12 protein-coding genes and 5 pseudogenes are annotated in these 18756 nt (G+C 53.8%); 12 read left to right on the top strand and 5 right to left on the bottom strand.

The features are described from left to right. The gene (locus NATPE_RS08725) at window positions 1-1302 is read left to right on the top strand and encodes a helix-hairpin-helix domain-containing protein (RefSeq protein ID WP_006182277.1); all 1302 of its coding nucleotides are present in this window, start codon (window positions 1-3) and stop codon (window positions 1300-1302) included. A gap of 1419 nt (window positions 1303-2721) precedes the next feature. On the opposite strand, the gene NATPE_RS22995 is transcribed toward NATPE_RS08725, so the two are convergent. Further along, on the bottom strand, window positions 2722-2910 hold the full coding sequence (locus tag NATPE_RS22995; protein ID WP_015298933.1) for a hypothetical protein: 189 nt from the start codon (window positions 2908-2910) through the stop codon (window positions 2722-2724). A gap of 372 nt (window positions 2911-3282) precedes the next feature. Next, on the bottom strand, window positions 3283-4332 hold the full coding sequence (locus NATPE_RS23000; protein WP_015298934.1) for a hypothetical protein: 1050 nt from the start codon (window positions 4330-4332) through the stop codon (window positions 3283-3285). A 237-nt stretch (window positions 4333-4569) separates the two neighbouring features. Between NATPE_RS23000 and NATPE_RS21165 the strand changes: the two are divergent. Then, window positions 4570-5145 (top strand): annotated as a pseudogene (locus tag NATPE_RS21165) (IS5 family transposase); the annotation flags it as partial. A 155-nt stretch (window positions 5146-5300) separates the two neighbouring features. Here NATPE_RS21165 and NATPE_RS21170 read toward each other — a convergent pair. Continuing rightward, window positions 5301-6290, bottom strand: coding sequence for an ornithine cyclodeaminase family protein (locus tag NATPE_RS21170; RefSeq protein WP_006182280.1), 990 nt, complete (start codon window positions 6288-6290; stop codon window positions 5301-5303). Between the two features lie 114 nt (window positions 6291-6404). On the opposite strand from NATPE_RS21170, the gene NATPE_RS08750 reads away from it, so the two are divergent. From NATPE_RS08750 to pdxS, 3 genes are all read left to right on the top strand, one after another. Continuing rightward, a complete protein-coding gene (locus NATPE_RS08750; RefSeq protein ID WP_015298935.1) occupies window positions 6405-7679 on the top strand; it encodes an IS4 family transposase in 1275 nt (424 codons plus the stop codon). A 156-nt stretch (window positions 7680-7835) separates the two neighbouring features. Then, the gene (locus tag NATPE_RS21175; protein WP_006182281.1) at window positions 7836-9167 is read left to right on the top strand and encodes an aminotransferase family protein; all 1332 of its coding nucleotides are present in this window, start codon (window positions 7836-7838) and stop codon (window positions 9165-9167) included. Window positions 9168-9207: 40 nt separating this feature from the next. Beyond that, window positions 9208-10107 (top strand): pyridoxal 5'-phosphate synthase lyase subunit PdxS, encoded by a 900-nt coding sequence (gene pdxS / locus NATPE_RS08760; RefSeq protein WP_015298936.1) that lies wholly within the window; start codon window positions 9208-9210, stop codon window positions 10105-10107. A 169-nt stretch (window positions 10108-10276) separates the two neighbouring features. On the opposite strand, the pseudogene NATPE_RS22185 reads toward pdxS, so the two are convergent. Then, a pseudogene (locus NATPE_RS22185) lies at window positions 10277-10537 on the bottom strand (IS1595 family transposase); the annotation flags it as partial. A 355-nt stretch (window positions 10538-10892) separates the two neighbouring features. Here NATPE_RS22185 and NATPE_RS22680 point away from each other — a divergent pair. The 6 genes and pseudogenes from NATPE_RS22680 to NATPE_RS21180 form a co-directional block, all read left to right on the top strand. Then, window positions 10893-11039, top strand: coding sequence for a hypothetical protein (locus NATPE_RS22680; protein WP_006182284.1), 147 nt, complete (start codon window positions 10893-10895; stop codon window positions 11037-11039). Continuing rightward, a complete protein-coding gene (locus NATPE_RS08770; protein WP_015298937.1) occupies window positions 11036-12646 on the top strand; it encodes a sodium/proline symporter in 1611 nt (536 codons plus the stop codon). Before NATPE_RS22680 ends, NATPE_RS08770 begins: the two co-directional genes overlap by 4 nt. A 2-nt stretch (window positions 12647-12648) precedes the next feature. Next, window positions 12649-13167 carry a hypothetical protein gene (locus NATPE_RS08775; protein ID WP_015298938.1) on the top strand — a complete coding sequence of 173 codons (519 nt, stop codon included), beginning with the start codon at window positions 12649-12651 and terminating at the stop codon, window positions 13165-13167. A 76-nt stretch (window positions 13168-13243) separates the two neighbouring features. Then, window positions 13244-13345 (top strand): annotated as a pseudogene (locus tag NATPE_RS23550) (IS6 family transposase); the annotation flags it as partial. Between the two features lie 217 nt (window positions 13346-13562). Then, a pseudogene (locus NATPE_RS08780) lies at window positions 13563-14413 on the top strand (IS5 family transposase). 33 nt (window positions 14414-14446) lie between these two features. Continuing rightward, window positions 14447-14991: pseudogene (locus NATPE_RS21180) on the top strand (IS6 family transposase); the annotation flags it as partial. 724 nt (window positions 14992-15715) lie between these two features. Here the strand turns inward: NATPE_RS21180 and NATPE_RS08785 are convergent. Beyond that, a complete protein-coding gene (locus tag NATPE_RS08785) occupies window positions 15716-17191 on the bottom strand; it encodes a CoA-acylating methylmalonate-semialdehyde dehydrogenase (RefSeq protein WP_006182290.1) in 1476 nt (491 codons plus the stop codon). 171 nt (window positions 17192-17362) lie between these two features. Here NATPE_RS08785 and NATPE_RS08790 point away from each other — a divergent pair, with 171 nt between their 5' ends. Continuing rightward, window positions 17363-18703 carry an aminotransferase family protein gene (locus NATPE_RS08790; RefSeq protein ID WP_049804934.1) on the top strand — a complete coding sequence of 447 codons (1341 nt, stop codon included), beginning with the start codon at window positions 17363-17365 and terminating at the stop codon, window positions 18701-18703. Window positions 18704-18756 lie beyond the last annotated feature (53 nt).

Below are 18756 nucleotides of genomic sequence, written 5' to 3' on the forward strand. Positions count from 1 at the left end.
ATGAAGGAGTATCCCAGCGACCAGGACTACAAAAGTATTGTTGATGAAAAGTACGGAAGAGACAAGGCACAGAGCTTCTTTCGGCGGCACTCCCACGTATTAGTACACTCCGGTGAGACAGAGGATCTCGCCAACCTAACACGCCGAATTTTCCTCGGGTATGACCAGACAACATCGCTGAAAGAAGACGTTCTGGAGAAAGACAAACGCAAGAAGGCAACCGCGTTCATCTTCGAGACTGAAGCCGACGAAGAGGACCTGGTACAGGATTTAGAGAGGACTATCAATACGAACTACCAGTACAACGAGAACAAAGAACTAGAGGTGCAGAGCGTAGCCAGCACCGACGACGGCTTCGATATTAACCTCCAGTACGAGGACCGCAGCCCATCCCGACGTCCGCTGCAAAACACACAGACACGTTCTATCACCGTCTCTCTCACGCAGACGGAAGACGACGAGGTCTGGCAGGGAACACAAGAGTACCGTTACTCAGACGAGTTCAACGCAGCAAGCGACTTCTTTGACGACTGGGAAAGCAAGAGGCTCAAAGAACGGAAGCCGAGCATCAAGAGAATCAACTTCAACCTGAAAACTATCCCGGCAGAGGACAGCGTCGAGATGTTCAACACCTTTCTTCAAGAAGCACCGGGCGAATGGAGGTTTGAAGAAGTCCTTGAGTTGGGGATAAAACAAACAGGTGAAACTGGCGGCGTCCTAGAGGTGGAAGAAGCCGAGTTCGAAGAAGAAGAAGAGATTGAAGAAGAGCTAGACGAACAACTCCGAGGCATCACCGACGCCGTGTTCAAGGGCAGCGGCCTTAGAGAAAACCAGTTTGTGCAGGACTGCTTGGACAACGGCTTCTACTTCAACTCAGTCCGGGCTTTATTCGACGGCTTAGACTCAACGGACTCCATCGAGGTCAAACTTCAGTTCAAACAAAGCCCAAAGACCACCTTTGACCTCTCCATCGTTGAGGAATACGAACGTCGTGACGAAGGCTACGACCCCGGCAATCTTGGACCCGACAAAAGAAAGAACACCCGGAAAGAGTTCAGAAGTTCCATTGTCGATCTCTACGGAGAATACACTGACCGAGAAGCCTTGATCCAGAACCAGTACGGTGACGAGTTGACTCAGTTCAATGGAATCACCGAGAATAACACTGATCAACTCCACGACCTCGGCATAGAAACGCCTCAGGACCTCTATGATGCCGACCCCGAAACCTTGGTTGAGGAGGTAGATGGGATCGGACAAAAGAGGGCTGAGGACCTAACTGAAGAATTACTTGAAGACTGACCGCCATGATGCCCATTGTCTACCTCACTTGACTCCATAGGTCCCGCAGTAGTTGATACAATCGGCGTGCAAGAGACTCTTCACCACACTTACTGACGTATATTAACCGTGAATGTCAAGATATTGTAGACTGGTTCTTTTCGCTATTGAACATGAGTCCCGATTCCTTGCGAATACGTTCTCTGAGTCTTGATTCTCGGAGGTATCTTCGATAGCATTACCGTGTGTCACGTTAACGAGACTTTCATATCCTAATGCGGCCGCGATAAGGTCAGATCTTCAGTCTTGGCCTGACTGGTCTTGGAGGTCCCACTCATTTTACGCGTGTATCCACTATGCACCTGAAATTTCGGGGGGAGATATCGCATTATCGGTGATTTGCGCCGGAGAGTAGTTTAGAAGGGTGGTTGAGATCAATTCTCCAGAGGGGGAGAAACTAGTATATAAAACTGCCGCGGGAATGTATGTTCCGTCCTCAACGAAAGGAACTTTTCAAGTTTCTCTCCGAGCGTGATGCGCGATAATCACACGAATTCGGAGAAGCATTGTTCCAAGACTAATATAATAGATCGGATACGGAGAGGGTACCCCTTCATAACCATCTCATCTTCACTATTTGCGGCCGACTACACTGGCAGTGGCGACTCTGACCTTCATGCCAGAAGCCGCGGCCAGCGATAGTGATGCCTCTGGACGATCGTCGCGAAGATCTCCTCGTCGTAGTTGCACTGACCGAGTTCAGCGTTTACTACGAAGCCGCGGATCCCGAACTTGCCGAACACGCGTGACAGTTCGCAGCGGACCCCTCGTTGAGTACAACCTCGAGCCCGCCGAAGTCGTTGATGAACTCTTCGAGTGAACGGTATTAGCTCAACGACTATACTCCTACACGGTAGCGTAGTGAACGCTTGGGACGACTCAGTGGTTGCCCGGGCATGGGGGTGGTGGGGGGGGGAGGTGCCACAGTGAATGTGAGTATCGCCCGAACAGATGGGTCTGGTTCTGGCATGGAAATAAAGGCTGGTCTCGTTTCGATCGGTGGGCCCATACATGAAAATTCAGGATATTTGACTGTGATAGTCGCCGTTGGAAACCTCAAGGCCGCCCAGACGGGCACAAAGGGATGGCCGCTGGGCGGATATGGACAAGACCGGGGTGGATCAGTAGGGCGGGTGGGTGTCTTGTTGGTTGCTGTCGCGCTATGGGAACGTGACAGCGGATATGTTCGGCTTGAATGTTATCAACCCCGCCCAGATTCCAACAGGCTCGGAACCGCGACAGTATCTGCTGAAACAATCCCATTGTTCGTCCCAAGCCTGCAGAGGCGGTCAGCAGCGTCGCACTCAGGAATGGTCATACGCGCTCGGCGATTCTCGAGGTCTGCTCGCGGATGTTCTGGACGGCGTCGCCGACAGACGTCTACTCAGACGCCCGATACCGGTCTATCCGGGCTTTGTTCTCCGCGTAGGAGCGACTTGAGTCGTAGATCGAGTCCTCAGGAAGGGCAGCCTCGCCGTCGGGAACCGTCGCGATTGGGTACTCGATCCCACCGAGTAGCTCTTGGACCATCGATTCCCACGCGCCGATCGCCGACTCATCGTCCAGCATCCCGCGCAGGCGCTCGAAAACGTCGGCGACCTCCGCATACGCCTCGTTGAAGTCCTCGAGCCACTGCTCTATGTCTTCGAGTTGATCGTCGACGCCGGCCTCGCGAAGCCGCTCTTCGATGCGGGCCTGAACGTCGTGTACCCACTCGTCGCCGCGCCGTTCGTTCTTGTGGGAAAGGTCCGGGTCCGTATACCGCTCGAGCGCCGAGCGAACGATCCAGCGGAACTTGTCGGGGTGTTGCTCGAGAGCGTTGAGTTCGGTCGCGCCGTGTTCTTGCTCCCACTCGGTGATTCGGCGGTTGTACGCGATGCCGCCGGTGCCGGTCGCCCTGCTCTCCTCGATCGGCTTTCGTGGGAGGTCCAGCGCCTCGATCTAGGCTTTCATGACTGCGAGCCGTTCGATTACGACACGCTGCTTGAGGTCGCCGCGCTGTTTGAGCCACGCGAGTTTGCCTGCCATGTTCGCTGGCATATCGTAGCCCTTAGGGTCGAAATCGGCGAGATACAGGATCACGGCCGGTTTCCCCGCGGCCTCGATCCGCTGGGCTAGCTCGTAAGCGACGGTCAGCGACAGGTCGCCCTCGCCTTCGACCATGACATTAAACCCACACTCCGCTGCGAGCCCGCCCCCATCGCGGATGTAATCGGGGAGCGTCTTCTCGGACCACAATTCGATGTGATACGGCGACTGTCGGACCTCGTCGAACGACAGTTGCTCGCGGGCGCTCGAGGCCACGCGCTCGGCAGCCCACTCGGAGTACTCGGTTTCCTCAGGATCAAAGACGAGGCCGGCACGGGCTTCGGGACTAGGAATCTGGGGCGTCGAAACACCGGTCGGGGCGGTCAACCCCTCCGGGTCGGGCTCGAGACTGTGGTCGCCGTACTCGGTGACAGTCCTGGTATCGGCGCGCTTGTCGATAATTCCGTCGAGCGGGATGTAGCCGAGGATCCGTGCGAGAACGGCACACTCCTCGAGGTAGTCGTAGCACTTCTGTGTGTTGTCGTAGGTCTCCCACGAGCAGTCCGTCGGCGGTTCCACGTCCATATCGGACATGTAGACCGTGTAGTGGACGCCGCGGACGTGGATATGGTCACTCTCGCGTTGCTCGACGGCTTGCTCCCAAAGCCGAGCGAACCACTCGGCTTTCGCGTGATCCGCGCTCGTTCCTTTGTACATCGGGTCGCGGCGGCGGCTCTGGATCAACAGGTCGTCGACGTCGACGCCGTACTGTTCGGCGAGAGCATCGATTTGCTCACGTGGTGAGCTGTGCTGGCGCTCGCGATCGTGGTCGTCTGGAAGCATGGAGTCGGTCTCGGGGCCCCGGCACCGCAGGACCTGATCCTCGTCGACGTCTGCCAGCGGGTCGTAGTCGTGTAGTTGTACCCTTCCGATCAGACGTGGCGCCTGTTGGTCGGTACTCATTGCATCGGCCCCCCGATTCCGGCCGGCTCGCGTATGCCAGCCGCCGGAATCCTATACTGATACTACGAATATGATCGCCATAAGAACAGTTCCGACAGACGCTCATAGACCAATTTGAGAGATAGAAAACGACATATTGGGATCTCGCCGCAACCATTACGTGCTAGCCGCGAGAGCGGCCGGACATGTCACGCCGAAAGTGAATCACAATTGTTGATGAAAAGACAGACTCGCAGCGCGTCCGATGGAATCGAGATGAGTGTCTGTCGAGTGCTGCTGCGCCACTCGGCGCAGCTGTACAACCCTTCTGAACACGCTGCTATCGACGCAACATTCTACGAACGTAATCGTGCGAGCCGCCACTACTGCCACCGAACGAATTACCGCGTTCAAACGCTCAAAGTCACAAAGCTCGTCGATACAGCAACGCAAGCCGTTCTTGATCTCCACTGTTCGACGACGTTAGAAGGAAGCGACGCAGACCTTGCCGAGCAGATCGCCCGCCGGAATGCGGGCGATCTGCGGTCACTTGCTGCTGACAAAGGCTATGACAAGCAACAACTTCGAGAACGACTGCGTGAACTCGACATTCGCCCACTGATCAAACACCGAATTTTCGCTCCGTACGATTATGCACATAGCACCCGCATTGACGACGATCGGTACGCTCAGCGGTCAATGGCCGAAACCGTCAACTCAGCTGTCAAGCGCTCGCTCGGCTACGCCGTGCGAGCACGTACCTGGTATCGAGAGTTCCGTGAAATCGCCTTGATGTGTGTTGTCTATAACATCAAGCGGGCCGTCAAACAGTGAAATCCAACGCCGTATGGCAATTCAACACAGCCCCTTGAACGGATTGACGAGGTGTATAAACGTCGCGACTACGCCTCGCGTTCAGAGCGGTTTGTGGTGCCTCTATCTCAAGGTGAGCGTAGAATTACGCCACATATATTATAATAGATATTTGGTTAATTTACACCCAGTAAATCGAATTCAGAGCCGCTATCGTTCTGACAGGCAGTCTGATATGTAACGTGTGCGGCAGCAACGTCTTGAATCGCTAACCCAGTACTATCAAAGACAGTGACTGTGTCATCAGCTTCTCGCCCTGCTCTATTCCCAGTGACAATTTCACCAAGTTCTCCATAAATATCGTCATCGGTTAGCGATCCTGATGAATAGGGAACGTTGATCTCACCAGAGTGTGTTGTCTGTGAGTGATCATCGATAACTAACTTCGCGTCAAGGGTAAGAGGTGTCTCAAGTTCCTGCTTCCCTTCTGCGTCAGCGCCTATCGCATTGATGTGGGTGTGATCATTAACATCGTCCCGAGAGATAATCGGTTCTCGAACAGGAGTTACGGTAGAGAGGACATCACACGATGCTGCATCTTGAATTTCTCCTTCTCGGATATCGAATCGATCGTCAAAATATTCAATGAATTCAGCTACTTGAGCTTGATCATGGTCGCTGACTGTAATCTCCTGAATTGGGCGGACCTCAGCGATTGCCTCTACTTGCGAATAGGACTGAACCCCAGCGCCAACAATACCGAGTGTTGTAGCATCGTTCACAGCTAAATAATCAGTTGCAATTGCTGCGGCTGCACCCGTCCGTTTCCTTGTTAAGACTGTTCCATCCATAATCGCGAGTGGTCGGGCTGTTTCAGGATCCGAGTAGATCATTGTTCCCATTACTGTAGGAAGACCATGGTCGGTAGGATTATCTGGGTGGACGTTTACCCATTTAATGCCGGCTGCATCCCATTCGTCCGCAGCTAAATATGCCGGCATTGATCGGAAATCGCCATTATACTGGCTGAGGTCAATGTATGACTTTGCCGGCATTTGTGCAGTTCCCTGATCATATGCTCTAAATGCATCCTCTACTGCTGGGATCACGTCTTCTATGCGCGCGTTCTCGGCGACTTCCTCACTGGTAAGCAGGAGTACTGGCATCATTCGTCTTTAGTTAAGCGAGAAACCGCGTGATAGCGGCGGCTTATCGAGGCATCTTTCGGAAGGAATGAGGAAGTCCAGTCTGTGCACGACAAGGACTCCTCATCTCGGATTATGCGTCGGCTCACTACACTGTTTCCCTCTGAGTTCCTCGAAGAGCACGCCGAGGAACTCGGCGTGGTCGAACGTGACCGCAAGCTCCAGATCCCTGCCTTCGTTTGGGCGTTCGTGTTCGGCTTCGCCGCAGGCGAAAGCCGAACACTCGCTGGGTTTAGACGCTGTTACAACTCTACTGCCGATGAGACGATCTCTCCGGGTGGATTCTATCAGCGGTTGACACCGACACTTGCGGAGTACCTCCGCGACCTCGTCGAGCATGGTCTCGACGAGGTCGCTGTTCCTAACGCTGTTGACGCTGATCTCGACCGATTTAGAGACGTGATGATCGCTGATGGAACGGTGTTACGGTTACACGAATTTCTCTCAGACCAGTTCGAAGCCCGCCACGAGGAGCAGGCTGGAGCGAAGCTCCACCTGCTCCATAATGCCACAGAGCAGACGATTGAACGGCTCGATACTGCTAACGAGAAAACGCACGACAGCACCTTGTTCAAAACAGGGCCGTGGCTTGAGAATCGCCTCCTGCTGTTCGATCTCGCGTACTTCAAGTACCGCCGGTTTGCGTTGATCGACGAAAACGACGGCTACTTCGTGAGTCGGCTGAAGCAGAACGCGAATCCGCTGATTACGGGGGAGTTACGGGAATGGCGCGGCCGCGCCATTCCCTTAGAGGGCAAGCAGCTCCGAGCTGTTCTCAATGATCTTGACCGGAAATACATCGATGTAGAGGTCGAAGTCGAATTCAAACGAGGGCCGTACAATGGGACACAGTCGCTGGATACGAAGCGATTTCGCGTCGTCGGCGTCCACAATGAGGACGCCGACGACTACCACCTGTACATAACGAATTTAGCGAGGAAAGAGTTCTTTCCGGCGGATTTAGCGGAGATCTACCGCTGTCGGTGGGAAGTTGAGTTACTGTTCCGGGAGCTGAAGACGCAGTACGAATTGGACGAGTTCGACACGAGTGACGAACACGTGGTGAGGATCTTATTGTACGCAGCGCTGCTGTCGCTGCTTGTAAGCCGCGATCTGTTGGATCTAGTCACTGAGCAGGCGGATGATGAGCTTGTGTTTCCGACAGAGCGCTGGGCGGCGACCTTTCGGTCGCACGCCCAGCTTATTCTCCACGAACTCGGTGAGTTCCTCGGCTACTCACCGCCGCCGCTGCTCGACCGGCTGATCGAAGACGCTCAAAAGATCCACAAGCAACGACCAATCTTACAAGAGACGCTCGCTACCGCTACACAACCGAGGTGTGAGTCTTAACTAAAGACGGATGGTACTGGCATACTCGAAAACTACCGCGGTGCATAATAATATTTTCTAAACCAGCAATCTGGGCGGATGTTATACGAACTATATTGGGTCCAGTTGAACAATATATGGGAAAATACTATTAGGATGGATAATTTCTATGTACACATGGCGCCTAACACACAGCCAGAAATCGTTGATACGCCGATCGATTCAATTCCCCACTGGTATAGTCCTGAAGATGATTCTATTTCAATTAATGATGGATCAGGGGCATATGTCTACGACGAAGATGGAACTGAGTACCTCGATTTCTTGTCTCAGTTATACTGCGTGAACGCAGGTCATAATGAGGAGAGAATCATTGAGAAAATAACTGAACAACTCCAACAAATTCCATATGTGTCGTCAGCCAAGAAAAATGAAACACGGACTGAATTCGCACGTAGACTGACTGATATTGCTCCAGAATCCCTTTCGGATGTGATGTTCTCAATCTCCGGTAGTGAAGCAAATGAAACTGCTATCCAGATTGCTCGCGAGTATACTGGATCACAGAAAGTTCTCACCCGATGGCGGTCGTATCACGGATCGACATATGGAGCTGCCAGTCTCACTGGTGATCCAGAGACACGGGCCACTGTTGAACGTCATGCTGCAGTAACTGGTGCTGCAAAATTCCTTCCTCCCATGATCCACCGGTCTCCTTTCGATGGCGATACACCAGAGGAAATCGGTCAGCAAGCAGCAGACCATCTCGAGTTTGTTATCCGGAACGAAGGACCTGACTCGATCGCAGCAATTCTTACTGAACCGGTTGCTGGTACGAGTGGTGCGTACCCTGCACCACCGGGATACTTTGAACGTGTTCGAGAACTGTGTAATAAATATGACATTCTCTTAATTTCGGATGAGGTCATTGCTGGATTTGGTCGATGTGGGGACTGGTTTGGTATTCAGACTGAAGGCGTTGAGCCAGATATGATAACCTTTGCAAAGGGAGTTACAAGCGCTTATGTTCCACTCGCAGGAGTGCTCGCAAGCGACGAAATCGGTAGTTGGCTCAAGGAGACAGGGTTTGAACTCGGCCAGACATTTGCGGGTCATCCTGTTGGATGTGCAGCCGGACTTGGGGCATTAGATGTCTACGAAGATGAGCTCATCGAAAATGTTCAACTTTTGGAAGACGAATTCCAGAATGAACTTAAAAAGATCGAAGAAAGATATGAGGCTGTTGGGTCTGTCCACGGACGCGGCTTCTTGTGGAGCGTCGAATTCACGGACCCAGAAACAGGTGAACCGTTTGTTGATCCACGTATTGAGGATAGTGAAAATCCAGTTAAACAGGTTCGCGAAATCGCTGCGGAAAATGGTGTCCTATTTGGCAGTGGCCGTCCTGACATTCAGGTCCTTTTGAGTCCGCCACTCTGCATTAATTCAGACAAGATAAATAAAGCTATATCAGTTCTTGATTCTGCAATTAATGAAATATTCGAATAAGATTGTAGATTTTACAATGATATAAATATATAAGGTACTCATGAATGACCTCAATGACCTCAAGTATGGAACAGATCTCGTTAAACAAGGATTTGCCCAGATGCAGAAGGGCGGCGTTATCATGGATGTCGTCGATCCCGAACAAGCACGTATCGCCGAAGAAGCGGGCGCCGTCGCCGTGATGGCCCTGGAAGCGGTGCCCGCGGACATCCGGAAGCGCGGCGGCGTCGCCCGAATGGCCGACCCTGCCGACGTCGAGGAGATTGTTGGGTCTGTCTCGATTCCAGTGATGGGGAAGGCTCGTATCGGCCACACGAAGGAGGCTCAGATCCTTGAGGTAATCGGCGCTGACATGATCGACGAGTCCGAAGTGCTGACACCTGCTGACGACGCTTACCACATCGACAAACGCGAGTTCACCGCGCCGTTCGTCTGCGGCGCGCGCAACCTCGGCGCGGCCCTCCGACGTATTTCAGAGGGCGCTGCGATGATCCGTACGAAGGGCGAGGCTGGCACCGGCGACGTCAACCAAGCGGTCCATCACCAGCGCAATATCAAAAGCGCAATCCGGAAGCTTGAGGGAATGACCCACGAAGAGCGCGAGGCATACGCCCGCGAGATCGAGGCGCCCGTGGAACTGGTCCACGAGACTGCGAAACGCGGTCGGCTGCCGGTCGTCAACTTTGCGGCGGGCGGCATCGCGACGCCGGCCGACGCCGCGCTCATGATGCATCACGAGTGTGACGGTATCTTCGTCGGCAGCGGCATCTTCGGTGCTGAGAACCCACCAATGATGGCCGAAGCCATCGTCGAGGCCGTGAACAACTGGGATGACCCCGAACGACTCGCCGAAACCTCGAGGAACCTCGGCAAGGGAATGAAGGGCGACGCGAACGTTGAACTACCTGAAAACGAAAAAATCCAGACTAGGGGTATCTAGTTCTCTAACGTAGTCTTTCCGTGAAACGCTGAATTATGCTTCTTCAACAAATCGGAGCAACCAAGACTTTGGGAGGGTCTGCATCTACTCAAACTACCGACTGAACCTGTAACTCACTAAGGATTTCAACAGAGCCTTCTCGTCAAAGCTGGAACGCTCTGATAGACTATGTCTGCTTATCTTTCGAGATAGCTCGATGCAGCGAGAGCCACGCGTTGCTGACGCGACGGTAGCTTTTGCAGGTACTGACGTGGACCCCTTCGTCGGCGTGTTCACCGTCATCGTGGAAGACGTATTCACGGATGAATGCGTCGTCCTCTTTGAGTGGCTCGTACGCTCGCAAGTCGTCAGTGTGGACGGTCAACGACTTCTCTTGATCGACCGCCAAGGGGAGTCGAATCGTCGATTCATCTACGGCTTTCGCTGGGACCTTATTTTGGAAAATATCCAACTCATTTTAAACCGATAGTAGATCGGCTCTAAAGAGTTTGAAACTGATTTCCAGATTAAATACTGCGGATGGGGAAGTCAGTGCCAATTTTCATGGTTCAAATGGTGTTTTCATTTGTAGAGGCTGTGGAGTCAGTACAGTGGCCTCACCAGAAAGAATCGATACCAGCTCGATAGTCGACTGAGTTGACATTCTCTCTCTAACCCTAACTTTTATGACCCATGGTACCCACACTCAGGGTGGAGGACAATATGCAAAAACAAGGCATAATTGGAGGACAGTATACGGAAAAGTTGCCAAATAGGAGAATACTTGCCATCGGGGTGGAATACTGATGAGTGCAGGACTCGACCTCAGTACGGGGGTTATCATCTTCGGATGGATCCCGTTCTGGTGGGCTGTTGCGCTCATCACCCTTTATCGGATGAGAAAGAACGACGAACGCGCTGAAAATCGGGCGCAGGAGGTGGATGCGGTATGACGAATTGGATGCTCGTCATTCCGTTCGTGGGGTATTTATTGGGCCTCCTTGGCTTCGGCTATCTTGCCAGCCAAAAACTCGACGACCTCAGCGACTACTTGCTCGGTGGCCGAACAATCGGAAGTGGCGTTACTGCTCTTACGCTACAAGCAACGTCGATGAGCGGATTCATGTTCATGGGCGGCCCCGCACTTGCGTTTAAACAAGGGCTCTGGGCTCTCTGGTACGCAGCAGGTGATTTTGGTGGCGGTCTCGTAAACCTCGCCGTTCTCGGACGGAACCTGCGTCGGGTCACGGAAGCACTCGGATCCCTCACTCCGATTGAGTGGTTGGAAGACCGCTACATGCACGCGAGTGTTCGTGTTGTTGGTGCCACGATCGCGATTATATTCCTTTCAGCGTACGTGATTGCACAGTTTATCGCAGCAGGCAAAGCCATTGAAGCGATTAGCGGTCTTCCGTTTATTTACGGCCTCAGTATCGGCGCAGGGATTATCGTCCTATATACGTTCGTCGGCGGATACTTGGCGGTGGCTTGGACCGACGCGTTCCAGGCGATCGTGATGGCGATAGGAATGAACGTGATCTTGATCGCAGGAATTATCGAAGTCGGCGGGCCCAGCTCACTTGTCAACAAGATTGCGGCGAAAGACCCAACTTATCTCTCAATCTGGGGGAAAGGATTCGCCCACGCAGGTGAGTGGGGCGTGGTTGCGGGTGCTGTCCTTATCTATTCTATCGGGTACATGGGTCTACCCCATGCAGTTGTCCGACACCTGAGCATGAAAGACCCGGACACAGCAAAGGGAGCGGCTATTTGGAACGTGTTCTATAACACGTTCTTCATCTACCAGCCCTACATCCTCGGTTTGATGGCGATCGTTCTTCTGCCGAATCTTTCGGATCCTGAGATGGCAGTGATCCGCCTTGCCACGTCCCTACTACCGGGTATTTTGGCGGCTATTATTCTCGCAGCTCTGATGGCTGCGGTCATGAGTACCGCCGACTCCTTACTCATCATGGCGGGGTCGATCCTCTCACGCGACGTTGTCCAGCGGTTCGCCGCTGACGATCTTTCTGACGATCAAATGTTCCTCTGGTCTCGGATGCTCGTGCTGACGATCGGTGTCGTCGGAGTGATTATCGCAGCTGTGCAACCACCAGGAATTTTCGATCTAGTCGTGTTCGCCTTCGGCGGACTCGGGACAGCGTTTTTAGTTCCGAATGTGGCTGGCGTCTACTGGGATCGTGCTAACTGGCAAGGTGCGCTTGCGGCGATGATTGGTGGGGCAGGGACCAATATAATCTGGACAGTGCAAGACCTCCAGTCCGTGTCCGCAATCCATCCCTTTTTCGCAGGGATTCTTGGGTCAGCCCTGTTGATGATTGTGGTAACCCTAATCACGGAACCACCGGCCGGTCAAGCTATTTCGATCGTCCAGCGTGCTCGTCGAGCCGAATCGGCGCCACAGGGTACCGCCCAAAAATCGGCGCGATCGCTTGCCCCTGAGGCGCGATCAATCGGCGAATATCTTGCCGCTGACAACACTCACTCGATGACGGCCACTGATAGTTCGGCGGTCACCCAACAGCCAGCAGACGACTAACTATGGCAACTACCTCCCCACACACGACAGTTGCGGTGTTCGAGACGGACGTCTCGTCGACGGACGCGGAGGAGACGCTCGTCAAGACGGACGCAGAAATGGCTGATGCGACGGCTGAGAAGTTGGTGTATTATCCCTACCGCGTGTTCGAGTTCGACCTCCACGCAGAGGCACTTCTTGACGAGTTCGACGACCGTGTGTACTGCGGGGTCGATCTCTGCAATAACAAGGAGATGTTCATCGATGAGTCACCAGATCCCACCGAGACAGTTATTGCCGAGGACGCGGTCGTGCCCACGGCGGATGAGTCTATCGACCCGGAGCGGACGGCGCGACGTCATCTGGTGAATCTCGCTCGAAAGGAACTGCGCATTGGTTCGGCTCCGGATCTAACTGTCGTCGATGATATCCGCATCTATCGTCCATTTCACGTCGTAACGTGCACGACCACCGCGGAACAACAGTTGACGTACATCGTTGACGCCGTCACTGGGGAGTTCCACCGAATCTATCTCAACTGATACCACAAGAATATCATGTGAATATCTAGTTGAGCCAGTTTGAGAAGTGAGCAGATCGTTGAGTTTCTTGGGTAAGATGCTCATATACCTGCTCAGCAAGATCTATACAGCAGATTTAGAAGAATCTTGGGAGAACGAACGGACGGCAACATCCGCCAGGGCGTTCGCTGTCCGCTTGGCTCTGTTGAAACCCTCTTGCCGTCTTGCGATTTGCTCAGAAGCTAGTTTCGCATCGGATCCGCGGAACCCGGTGGGAAGAGTGGCTCTTCTGAATATCAACGCTAAAGGATTTCAACAGAGCCGTCCGCTTCTATCAGACCGGTTGTTCGCTTCGGGAGACAACGGTTCTATTGAATCCACCGACGGCGTAGCGGTAGTCCGTCAGAACGTTAGAGATGAAGCGGGAGAGTACAGTTGTGCAAAAGGTACTCTTCCGCTTCGTTAAACAGGCTGTCTCGATAGCACGAAAACTTACTGATGCAGCGGTGATGCAGATCAGTCATCCTGCCGGCAACGGAGTTGCCGGCTGGAAGCACGCCGTTTTGCACTTTCTTCGGCTTCACATGGAGGCGACGCTCGAAGAAGTGATCGACTGGGCCGAGGAGATGGAGAGGGTACGAGCCGCGCTCGTCTTAGAGCGCGGCGAGTTCCCCGGCCCATCCGCGCTGTGTAAGTCCTTCGACCGAGCGCCGATGCGCATCTGGCACGAGCTGCTCCGACTCTCGTCGGAGCTGCTCGACCAGAACGATCGCGCCGCCATCGACGCCACCTACTTCGACCGCCGACAGGCGTCGAATCACTACCTCACACGGTGCGACCGTGAAATACAAACTATCCAAGCCACGTTTCTTGTCGATACCGCGCAAGGCGCGGTTATCGACGTCCATTGCAGCACGAAGTGGCAAACGGCACGAACATCGGCCCGCAGGTCGCCCTGCGGAACGCAGGCGACCTGCGGAGTCTCGCTGCGGACAAAGGCTACGACGACATGAGCTTCCGCGAAGAACTTCGCGCTGAGGGCGTTAGACCGCTGATTAAGCACCGTATCTTCGCTCCCTACGGTCACGCGCACAACGCGCGTATCGAAGACGACCTCTACAATCAGCGGTCGGTGTGTGAGACCGTGAACTCGGTGATTAAGCGCTCGTACGGCTCCGCTGTCCGAGCGCGAGCATGGTACCGCCAGTTCCGTGAGATCACACTTGCCGCTGCCGTCTACAACGTCGAACAAGCCGTCAAACAATGAACCCCATTGCCCTCTGCGGATTCAATGAAGCCGGAGACAACAACAATTCTCGCTGAATTGGGCATTGAATGTTCACATGGAGTGGTCTGGAATTGGGTACATCGGTTAGCTGATAGCGGTTGTGACCCGACGACGACGATGCCGTCAAGGGGCGCGGTTGACGAGACCGCTGGCAATCAACGGGGTCTTAGTTGTATACTGCAATAGACACCGAGACAAAGTTGATTCTCGATGTCGCGCTGTTTGGTCGGCACGGCACTGATCCAGCGGCTGCGTTTCTGCATAGACTCACCGAGAAACACGATCTCTCAGAGGCTGAGTTTCTCGTCGATCAGTTCGGCTATCCAACTTCCCTCTCTCGATTAGGACTGAGATATCAGATTAATTATACCGACTGGAATCTGATCTAAAAGTGATTTCATACCCTCAAAATGCCGATCGACCGATTCCATAACTCGTGGGTTGGCAGTCGGGCGAGCGTCCGCAAGTGGTTTGAACAGTTTATGCACTGCTACAAGTGTCAGAGACAGTACCAAACTCCCGAGGGAAAGACGCCGGTTGGGGAGGTGCAGAACTAGACAGTACCGAGACGGTGAGAGTATCATGTATGATATAATCGCAGGAAAGAGGTAACAATGAACTTAAGGACGGTGCCCTCCGACTTGGACGTGCTCGAGACCCGTCCATGAACTATAGGGCAGGAACTCCTCGTTTTGTGTCTCTACTCCGTCATTTCGACTACTAACTATGAACGTAGTGACAATCCAAGAAGTACCGTAATCGCGGTGTGAGAAGACTTGGATGACCCCCTTGAAACAGTGGTAGTCACGACTTTCTTGTTAGCAACGCAATCAAGGCAGCGAGCAGTACTACGATCGAGCTGTTAAATTCCACTGGTCGCGTAGGTGGCTGGTTCCGGACGCTGTTACGCTCAGGTGAATCCCCCCTCTTTAGTCGTTGCACCGATAACGGAATTCAATCTAATGCCAATGTATTCTTCGTCGACACGACTGCCGTAGGTGGAAAGATGTGCTTTAGTGTACTCAGACCAATTAGCAACCAGATGAATTGTCGGAGTTCTGATGACGTCTTGTCGCTGCCTATGGCCGACGATACCGCGCTTGTTACCCCTGGTCCGATTGTTCTTGTACTAGCCTGTCGAGAGCAATTTGACTCACTTTTCGGCTGACACATCACGTTTCCCGTGGTACCAGCTACTATGGTACATACCGCGGTTCCATAGCCGGTCTCGAAAAGAATTTCGGTCAGGTGCCTGATCAACACCAGATGTTGTGCTGGCAATCAGGCGCTAGGCCAGCGCTCGATGTAGACTGTTTTGTCCGTGTAGAAGTGAATCATATCTTCGCCCTGAGCATGCAGGTCGCCGAAGAACGAGTCTTTGCGGCCGCCGAAATGGAAGAAGGCCATTGGGGCAGCCGTACCCGCATTGACACCAAGATTGCCGATGTCAGCTTGGTGACGAACCTTGCGTGCGTCGGCCCCGCTACCGGTAAACAGGCTCGCGGCGTTCCCGAAGTCACTGCGGTTCATCACGTCAATTGCCTCTTCGATATTATCGACGGACATGAGTCCGAGTACTGGGCCGAAGATTTCCTCACGAGCGATCGTCATCTCTGGATCGATGTCACCGAATACGGTTGGACCGAGGAAGTTCCCGTCTTCGTAGCCTTCAACAGTGACATCTCGCCCGTCGAGAAGGAGGTCAGCACCTTCGTCGATGCCGGTGGCGATCATATCACGTACGCGGGCCTCGTGATCCGGCGTGATGAGTGCGCCGATGTCGATATCATCGTCAAGGCCATATCCGACCGTCTGATCGCTGGCTACTTCAACGACGCGGTCGACAAATTCATCGTAGACACCTTCTTCGACGACCACAACGTCATTGGCGAGACAGCGCTCTCCTCCACAGGCACACGCCGACGACACCGTCTTCTTGGCAGCAAAGTCAAGATCTGCTGTCTCCGTTACGATGATGTGATTTTTCGCTCCACCTTGCGCCTGAACACGCTTGCCGTTTGCGGCCGCACGCTCGTAAATGGTCTCTGCAACTGGCGTCGAGCCGACGAACGATGCGCCCTGAATTCCATTGTGATCGAGCAGCGCGTTTACCGTGTTGACACCGCCGTTGACGAGTTGGACAACCCCGTCCGGAAAGCCTGCCTCGTCGATCAGTTCGAAGATCCGCTGTGCGACGACTGGATCCTGTTCGCTGGGCTTGAGGACAAACGCGTTTCCAGTTGCGACGGCGTACGGCAGAAACCACAGCGGGATCATTCCTGGGAAATTGAACGCCGTGATCGCAGTGAATACGCCTAGCGGCTTGCGAACTGCCGTTTCATCGATTTCGGGAGCGGCGTTCGGCAAGTGGCCCGCCTGCATCATCGACGGGATCCCACAAGCGACTTCGACGTTCTCGATGCCACGGCGAAGTTCGCCGTTGGCCTCAGCAAGCGTCTTCCCGTGTTCTTGTACAAGTACCTCCGCCAGTTCGTCCTGGTGGGCCTCAAGTAGTTGCTTGAGTTCAAACAGCGGTTGGATACGCTCTTCCACGGGAGTCGTACTCCAGTCCTCAAACGCCTCCTGTCCGGCCCGAACGGCTTCGTCTACGTCATTTTCCGAACTAAACCCGACATACGAAACCGTCTCGCCGGTCGCCGGATTGACGACATCCTGGCCGTCGTCCGATGGTACGCGCCAGTCTCCGTCAATGTAGTTCTGTACGTCGTCCCACGGTGGGGTGGTGGTAAGTGACATCTAACATCTCGAACTCTCCCCCCTTGGCAATAAAGCTTTCCATAGTTTCCTCACTATAGCCGATTATAGAGTATGAAATTCGCTAATAGTGCGTGTCGGCCAAATATTGTTCTAGAAAAACCCCTTCAGGCAAAAGATTAATCAACACTGGGGTGGATGGAGTATATGCAGATGGCAGAACAGGAACCTGCAGCCGACTCCGGTCTGAACGAGATCGAACGAACTGACAAAGAGTACGTCTTTGGGACATGGTCGTACCAGAAGGAAGTTGAACCAACGGAGGTCGTCGATGCGGACGGCGTCCGGTTCACTACGGCTGACGGTGACGAATACATCGACTTCTCGAGCCAGCTAATGTGTTCGAACCTTGGCCACTCCGCTGACAAGGTCGCTGATGCAATCGCCGAGCAAGTACGAAATGCGGCGTACGTTTCGCCCAGTTACACGACAGAAAATCGCGCGAAACTAGGGAAGAAACTCGCGGATGTCACTCCTGGTGACCTCTCAAAGACGTTCTTCTCGACGAGTGGTACAGAGGCCGTCGAGGCAGCGATCAAGATAGCTCGCTTCTATACTGGTAAACAGAAGATCATCTCGCGATACCGCTCGTACCATGGTGCGACGTACGGATCGATCAGCGTTACTGGTGACCCACGCCGGCTAAAATCTGAACCCGGCATTCCCGGGACAATCAAAGCGCCCGATCCCTACGCCTACGGGTCAACACTCGACCCGATGGAAAGCGTCGAGTATATTGACGAGATGCTCGAACTGGAGGGCGACACGGTCGCGGCTATCCTCGTCGAACCAATCGTCGGGTCGAATGGTATCTTGGTGCCGCCCGAGGAGTATCTCCCACGACTGAAAGAAATCGCCCATGATCACGGCGCATTGCTCATCTGCGACGAAGTGATGGCTGGCTTTGGTCGCACCGGCGAGTGGTTTGGCTGTGACGTTTTCGACGTTGCTCCAGACATTATGACTATGGCAAAGGGGCTGACCGGCGCATACCAGCCCCTCGGTGCGACAATCGTTTCCTCCAAGATATCTGAACATTTTGAGGAGAATATGCTTTGTCACGGCCATACCTATGCAGGGCACCCTGCCGCCGTTGCTGCCGGGCTTGCAACGATCGAAACCTACCAGGAAGAGAACCTTATCGGGCGGGCAAGCGAGATGGGCGAGTATCTTGGCGACCGAATTGAAGCGCTCGCGGAGAAGCACCCGAGTGTTGGCGATACCCGCGGTGTTGGACTATTTAGGGGAATCGAACTGACGAAACATCCTGGTAAGCGCGTCCCATTCGGCGAGCGAGAGGACAAGATCAGCACCGGGAGTACTGTCGTTGACGAGGTTTCCGCCACTGCAGCCGAACACGGCACCTATGTTGCAAACATGATCAACACACTGATCATCGCACCGCCATTGACAATCACCGAAGCCGAAATTGACGAGGCAATCGCCGCGATTGACGCCGGTCTTGATGTCTCGGATGCGGCGATGGAGCACTGACCCCTTCACGTCGCAGTATGCGCCTAATGCTGAGCGCCGCACGTCGGTGAAAC

Origin of the sequence: Natrinema pellirubrum DSM 15624 (genome assembly GCF_000230735.2) — an archaeon.
Lineage (GTDB): Archaea > Halobacteriota > Halobacteria > Halobacteriales > Natrialbaceae > Natrinema > Natrinema pellirubrum.

What these genes read in the sequence shown, in the direction of transcription:
- NATPE_RS08725 (WP_006182277.1), top strand. Translation starts at nt 1, where the DNA reads ATGAAGGAGTATCCCAGCGACCAGGACTACAAAAGTATTGTTGATGAA.
- NATPE_RS22995 (WP_015298933.1), bottom strand. Translation starts at nt 2,910, where the DNA reads ATGCTGGACGATGAGTCGGCGATCGGCGCGTGGGAATCGATGGTCCAA.
- NATPE_RS23000 (WP_015298934.1), bottom strand. Translation starts at nt 4,332, where the DNA reads ATGAGTACCGACCAACAGGCGCCACGTCTGATCGGAAGGGTACAACTA.
- NATPE_RS21170 (WP_006182280.1), bottom strand. Translation starts at nt 6,290, where the DNA reads ATGCCAGTACTCCTGCTTACCAGTGAGGAAGTCGCCGAGAACGCGCGC.
- NATPE_RS08750 (WP_015298935.1), top strand. Translation starts at nt 6,405, where the DNA reads ATGCGTCGGCTCACTACACTGTTTCCCTCTGAGTTCCTCGAAGAGCAC.
- NATPE_RS21175 (WP_006182281.1), top strand. Translation starts at nt 7,836, where the DNA reads ATGGCGCCTAACACACAGCCAGAAATCGTTGATACGCCGATCGATTCA.
- pdxS (WP_015298936.1), top strand. Translation starts at nt 9,208, where the DNA reads ATGAATGACCTCAATGACCTCAAGTATGGAACAGATCTCGTTAAACAA.
- NATPE_RS22680 (WP_006182284.1), top strand. Translation starts at nt 10,893, where the DNA reads ATGAGTGCAGGACTCGACCTCAGTACGGGGGTTATCATCTTCGGATGG.
- NATPE_RS08770 (WP_015298937.1), top strand. Translation starts at nt 11,036, where the DNA reads ATGACGAATTGGATGCTCGTCATTCCGTTCGTGGGGTATTTATTGGGC.
- NATPE_RS08775 (WP_015298938.1), top strand. Translation starts at nt 12,649, where the DNA reads ATGGCAACTACCTCCCCACACACGACAGTTGCGGTGTTCGAGACGGAC.
- NATPE_RS08785 (WP_006182290.1), bottom strand. Translation starts at nt 17,191, where the DNA reads ATGTCACTTACCACCACCCCACCGTGGGACGACGTACAGAACTACATT.
- NATPE_RS08790 (WP_049804934.1), top strand. Translation starts at nt 17,363, where the DNA reads ATGGCAGAACAGGAACCTGCAGCCGACTCCGGTCTGAACGAGATCGAA.